Origin of the sequence: uncultured Shewanella sp. (assembly GCF_947495455.1) — a bacterium.
GTDB lineage: Bacteria > Pseudomonadota > Gammaproteobacteria > Enterobacterales > Shewanellaceae > Shewanella.
The window spans coordinates 1-5,981 of the sequence record NZ_CANLZC010000173.1; the positions used below are offsets into that span (position 1 = coordinate 1).

Annotated in this window: 5 protein-coding genes; 2 read left to right on the forward strand and 3 right to left on the reverse strand. The window is 36.2% G+C overall.

The features are described 5' to 3' along the window. Window positions 1-255: 255 nt before the first annotated feature. Window positions 256-1,230: a glycosyltransferase family 2 protein gene (locus Q0791_RS24075; RefSeq protein ID WP_299011803.1), complete on the reverse strand. Its 975-nt coding sequence runs from the start codon at window positions 1,228-1,230 to the stop codon at window positions 256-258. 1 nt (window position 1,231) lies between these two features. Continuing rightward, window positions 1,232-1,762, reverse strand: a complete 531-nt coding sequence (locus tag Q0791_RS24080) for a hypothetical protein (RefSeq protein WP_299011804.1) — start codon at window positions 1,760-1,762, stop codon at window positions 1,232-1,234. Window positions 1,763-2,227: 465 nt separating this feature from the next. Here Q0791_RS24080 and Q0791_RS24085 point away from each other — a divergent pair, with 465 nt between their 5' ends. Together Q0791_RS24085 and Q0791_RS24090 are read left to right on the forward strand one after the other, a co-directional pair. Next, window positions 2,228-2,692: a hypothetical protein gene (locus Q0791_RS24085; RefSeq protein ID WP_299011805.1), complete on the forward strand. Its 465-nt coding sequence runs from the start codon at window positions 2,228-2,230 to the stop codon at window positions 2,690-2,692. A gap of 3 nt (window positions 2,693-2,695) precedes the next feature. Beyond that, window positions 2,696-3,745 (forward strand): hypothetical protein, encoded by a 1,050-nt coding sequence (locus Q0791_RS24090; protein WP_299011806.1) that lies wholly within the window; start codon window positions 2,696-2,698, stop codon window positions 3,743-3,745. A gap of 88 nt (window positions 3,746-3,833) precedes the next feature. Here the strand turns inward: Q0791_RS24090 and Q0791_RS24095 are convergent. Continuing rightward, window positions 3,834-5,981 (reverse strand): amino acid adenylation domain-containing protein (locus Q0791_RS24095; RefSeq protein WP_299011807.1); only part of this gene is annotated, 2,148 nt, incomplete at its 5' end.

Consider the following 5,981-nt stretch of genomic DNA (forward strand, 5'->3'; position numbering starts at 1 on the left):
AGGTCTTTATACCGTATCTGAAAGATCGTTCAATTGATCGTCCAAATTATTAACTGACCAGTATTAGACCCTAATCCAATAAAATAAATACAAAGTCGACTTAACAAGAAGACAGCTAGAATCATTGCCCAATCCGTTTTAGACAAGGCTCCTTCAAAAGTTAATCGTCTTTTATCCATCACCGAAACACCCATCATTTTTCGAGTAAATAAATCAAAAATAATAAATCAAAAATAATAAATAACCGTTTTAATATTACTCATTTGGTGTATTTCTATTTTTATTTCTATTTCTATAATATCCGCTTATCCCATTAATTAAATATATTGGCCTTTGTTTTATCTCAGTAAAAATTCGGCCAATATACTCACCTATCACACCAAGAGAAATCAACTGAACACCTCCCAAAAATAAAATAACCGACATAATAGAAGCATACCCAGGAACCTTTACACCTAAAAACAAAGTATCAATTAGAATATGCGAAGCATACAAAAAAGCAATGAATGAAATACCAAAACCAATATAACTCCACACTCTAAGTGGCCAACTGGTAAAACTCAAAATTCCATCTAAAGCAAAATTCCATAAGCGCCAATAATTAAACTTAGACTGACCAATATTACGCTCAGGCCGTTCAAATGACACCCCTATTGCGCGAAAGGCACTCCAAGCAAACATGCCTTTCATAAAACGATTTCTTTCAGGCATTTGATTTAATGCATCAATAACCTTACGATTAATTAACCTAAAGTCCCCCGTACTCTTCGGTAATTTAGTCCCATGGGATAAAAGATTAAAGAGCTTATAAAATCCGCCCGCGGTACATCGCTTTATTCTTGTATCTGCACTTCTATCGACCCTAATCCCATAAACTGTGTCATATTTCCCTGTACACCAAAGCTCAAAAAATGCCAGAACCACAGAAGGAGGATCTTGTAAGTCTACATCCATAATGACCACAGCATCTCCCCTAGCATGCTTTAAACCTGCTGTCATCGCCGCTTCTTTTCCAAAATTCTTTGCCAAATCAATGAGACTGATATTATCATTTTTTTCTATTTCAGCACCGATCACATTAAAAGTATTATCTGTACTTCCATCATTAATAAAAAGAATATCAATGTGATGATATATCGACACTAATTCTGATTTTATTGCCTCTATAAATGTTGAAATATTCTCTTGTTCATTATAAACAGGTACTACAAGCGTTAAATCATGGTTCATTTTATGATTCCTTAACCATTAATGTTTTCAGCGATATGGGTGAGGATGCGCTTATCGTTAATATATTGACTCCATCAACTTGATGACTCAAAGCATTTGACACATTAAGGATTATTAATCCCTTGTCCCTAGGAAAAAGTAACTTTTCAAACCTGTTACCTGCAATTGAGAACAACAAAGTGACAGGCTGTTTTATTTGAGAAAGTTGAAGATATAATGTCATTATTTCACTTTTTCCTTTGATATTAAATATCAAACTGGCTTTATTAAAGAGTAATGCATTTTCAGTTTTAAGCGACGGCTTGCTCCAGCCATCACGGCTAAAATACGGCATTAAGTTTTTAACTGTTAACGTTTTTCCCAAAGGAATAAGCATATCAGGTACTTTTTTATCATAAAACATAGTCTTGTTATGAATGTAATATTCAGAGTAAGCAATGGAGACATGGGGGTTTAACGATAAATATAACACTGCCAAATAAAATAGGGACAAGAATATGATACCCAGTACAATTAATTTAACCTTGACCATGTAATTTACCAATGAATTAAAATATAAAAATTAAAAAAGTATCTCCAATCTAAGAGCCTCGCCACATGCATCAAAAATAACCTATTAACAATACTCAATAATCTATCCAAAAATCGACCTGTTTTGCCAGTAAATCACTAGCCATCTATAAAAGAAGATAAGAAATCAAACTTAAATGTAACCAAAGAACAGGGGGGAGAACAAAAAACAAACAAATGTAAATAATAAAAAAACAACTATTGCCCTATCAAAAGCACTAAGTCCTTTTTATTTTCTTCATGATTAAAAGTCTCTTATAAACTACAAAGAGATCATTACTTCATTGTTAATGAATGCTTCACCCCATAAGTATTGGATAAAAAGATTAAGAATAATCGCTACTTTCACTTTATTAATCTTTGTTTTTTTACATTATCTACACTACCTTGTAAGTATAACTATTTTAAGGGATTAGAATGCACTCTAATGAATAAAAACCATTTATCGCTACCTGTTTTAATATCGTCAATACTGCTATTACTGTGGTTTACTTTTATGAGTACGTTAGCTTATGCCGCAGAAGAGCAGTTTGCCGTTTTTTCAATGAACCCTAACTTATCTACAATCAGCAAGAGCAAAGTTAGGATGATTTATAAAGGAAAAACAGACAAAATCAATAACAAAAAAATCAAATTAGCAGATTGGGAGAACAACTCTAAATTTAAAGAAGCGTTTTATAGAATACTACTGGGTAAAACCGTATCGCAAGTCAATGGATACTGGGCCAGCTTGGCTTTCTCAGGCAAAGCCTCCTTACCTCATGTGATTGATGATGACAATATAGGCCAATTAGTCGACTGGCTTAAAGCAAATAAAAACGGCATCGGCTATGCGCCAACCCCTCTCGTCCCTGAGAATGCTAACATATTGATTACTATAGAAGGACAGTAACGGATGAACTTTCCTAAATCCCGTATATTATCGCTTATCGCTCTATCACTCTCATCAACACCAACATTAGCGGCCATTGACATCACCTCAGATCTCACTCTCAGTGGATTTGGATCTACCTCCATCACCAAGTCAGATAACAAAACCCCTCTATATTTAAACCGAGAAATAACAGATAAAACTTGTTATGACTGCGATACTATTTTTGGTATTCAACTTGACTATGATGTAACTGATAATTTAGCGGCCTCTCTACAATGGGTCAAACGTCCTCAAGATCAATGGAGCGAACCTGAAGTTGAATGGGCCTACCTTTCTTACGATATTAGTGATTTCACCGTACGAGGAGGCAGGCTACGATTGCCACTTTTTTTAGCCTCTCAATACTATTATGTCGCTGAGGCATATTATTGGAGCAGACCGCCACAAGAAGTGTATGATAGTGTCGCTGGTATTACCTTTTACGATGGTGGGGATATCACCTGGAAGCGAGACTTATCTGACGAACTCACCCTCAGCGTTAATCCTTTTTATGGTAGTAACCGAACCTATAATGTCGAAATTACCGAATTCAAAAATGAGATAGATACCGACTTACTTATCGGGCTAGCAATAGACTTGTCTGGGTATGATTATCGATTCCATTATGCTTACATGCGCACAAAATATACCGTTAATGGAGGGGATACCACCACTACACTTAACCTACATTCCTTTGGTTATGAACTTTCTTGGAAGCAATTTCAATTTATGACTGAGGTCGAAACTGATAGTACCCAAACCAATTGGTATATCAGTACAGCCTATAACATGGATGATTTTACTACTTATGTAACTTATGCTGAAGGCCATCAAGCCATACCGAGTCAAAGCATCACTCCAGGTGTTCGTTATGATATTACGCCCACATTATCGGTCAACTTAGAATACCAATATGAGAATATCACCTCTAATGACCCTTATTCTCAAGGCTTGTTTGTCCTTCCACCAATATTATATTCAGAAAAAAAAGATGCCAACCTTGTGACCTTTATGGTGAATTTTATCTTCTAAACTTATTAACAATCAATCATTCAACACTCAGCATTTATCATACTTAATTACAAGTATGATAAATGCTAAATTTCAGATAAAAAGTAAATTAGCGGTCGGCAATGTGATTACTTATCATCTCAACTGCTTCAATTATGTTGATATGGTGCTTATCTTCTATTGATACAATTTTAAGAGGGTTACCCACAACAGTTTGAATATTATTATCGGTTAATTGATTAATCAACATATCTAATTCAATTAACTCCTCTTGTAAATTGTCATTTTGCATCATTTCTTCAGCCTTAAACAAAGTGACTTTAGAATGATTAAGTAAACCCGTTAATGACTCTTGATGAATATCGCTTTCAAAAGGCGCGGCTGCAAGTATCTTATCTACATATTCCTGCGATGCATTTTTATCGATAACCTCTCTTTGTATCATATTAAAATGCATATTCTCATCCAACTCATTCAACACAGCTCTCGTTTCATCATTATGAATAACTGTATCCAACAAATAAATATGCACATCTGTATGACCACGTAACTCCAACTGATAAGCCACCTCAAGTGCTATATTCCCCCCCAAAGACCAACCTAAAATATTAATTGGTTTATTATGAAGTTCAGCTTCTATGATCAAATCAAGGTACAGTAGTGCAATCAATTTTAATGAACCAATTTTGCTCTCAGAGACCAAATTGTGATTATCAATCCCAATACAATTAAATCTAGGCGATAATGCAACTGCCAAAGGATGATACACCTCAGCACCCGCCGTGCCAGGGTGGATCATGATGAGATTATCTTTCGCTTTATAAACGGGGGTTAAAGCATGAAGTAAAGATGCTTCCTCTTGTTGTCCTTGCTCACTAAACCCACTCAAACTCGAAATTTTGGGTTGAGTGAATAAGGTCACTAAGCTCACATCTAAACTCGCCTTCACCTTCATATCATTAACTAACCTGATAGCCTTAATCGAATCACCACCAATATGAAAGAAGTTATCATCAACTCCCACTTGATCAAGGCCTAGTACATCTTGCCAAATTTGACACAATTGTTGCTCAAGCTCATTTCGAGGCGGCGAGTAATTACTTATATCAATTAACATAGGCTCAGGTAGGGCTTTTTTATCTAACTTACCATTGTGGGTTAATGGCACGGCATCAATGACGGTGAAGCTTGTCGGTAACATATACTCAGGTAAACACGCTGTTAAGCTTTGCTTGACTCCTTCAATATCCAATGATAATTCAGCTTCTGCGAGGTGGCGGGATAATGAACGGCGGTCATTTTTAAAATAAATCGAATCGACTTGCATATCGGGCACAATATAAGCCGCTATAAAATGACTGTTATCTGTCTTATAATCAATCATTACAGCTTGTTTTATGCCACCCAATCTTTCTAATGCGGCTTGTATTTCACCTAGCTCTATACGGTGACCACGGATTTTAACTTGTTCGTCATTACGGCCTAAATATTCTAGATTACCATCTGGCAAGTACCTCACTAAATCGCCCGTTTTATACAAACGGGTATAGCCATTAGCAATATCCTTTTCATTGGCAAAGGGATTTTCGATAAAACGCTCTACGGTTAACTCGGGACGGTTTAAATAGCCACGAGCTAAACCGACTCCACCTATATAGAGCTCTCCAGGCATTCCGATAGGCACAAGAGATAAGCTATCATTGAGAACATAGAGTTTGATATTATCAATGGCACTACCAATGAAGATACCCCCTTTTTGCTTTAAACATACATCAAAGTGAGTGACATCGATAGCGGCTTCAGTTGGCCCATATAAGTTCGTTAGTTGAGATGTCTGATTTGATATCCTAGTAAATATATCCACATGATTTTCAGTCAATGCTTCACCGCTACAAAAAACGCGTTTAACAAATGAAGAAATCAGCTCCCGCTCTGCAATAAGCTGTTGGCTAAATACATCAAGCATAGATGGAACAAAATGCAACACACTAATTTGCTCAGCTAAGATCAATTGATGAAGTGCTAATGGCTGTGTATGGATCATAGGTGAAGCAATAACAAGTTTTGCACCTACTTGATGCGCCCATAATAATTCCCATACAGACACGTCAAAAATATAAGGCGTTTTTTGTAACACCGTATCGGATATCGATAATGGATACTGTGTTTGCATCCAATGAAGACGATTTATGATACCAACATGCGCCATCATCACGCCTTTAGGCTGCCCTGTGGTTCCTGAGGTGTAAATCACATA

Coding starts and splice junctions, on each gene's coding strand:
- Q0791_RS24075 (WP_299011803.1), bottom strand. CDS start 1,230: ATGAACCATGATTTAACGCTTGTAGTACCTGTTTATAATGAACAAGAG.
- Q0791_RS24090 (WP_299011806.1), top strand. CDS start 2,696: ATGAACTTTCCTAAATCCCGTATATTATCGCTTATCGCTCTATCACTC.
- Q0791_RS24080 (WP_299011804.1), bottom strand. CDS start 1,762: ATGGTCAAGGTTAAATTAATTGTACTGGGTATCATATTCTTGTCCCTA.
- Q0791_RS24085 (WP_299011805.1), top strand. CDS start 2,228: ATGAATAAAAACCATTTATCGCTACCTGTTTTAATATCGTCAATACTG.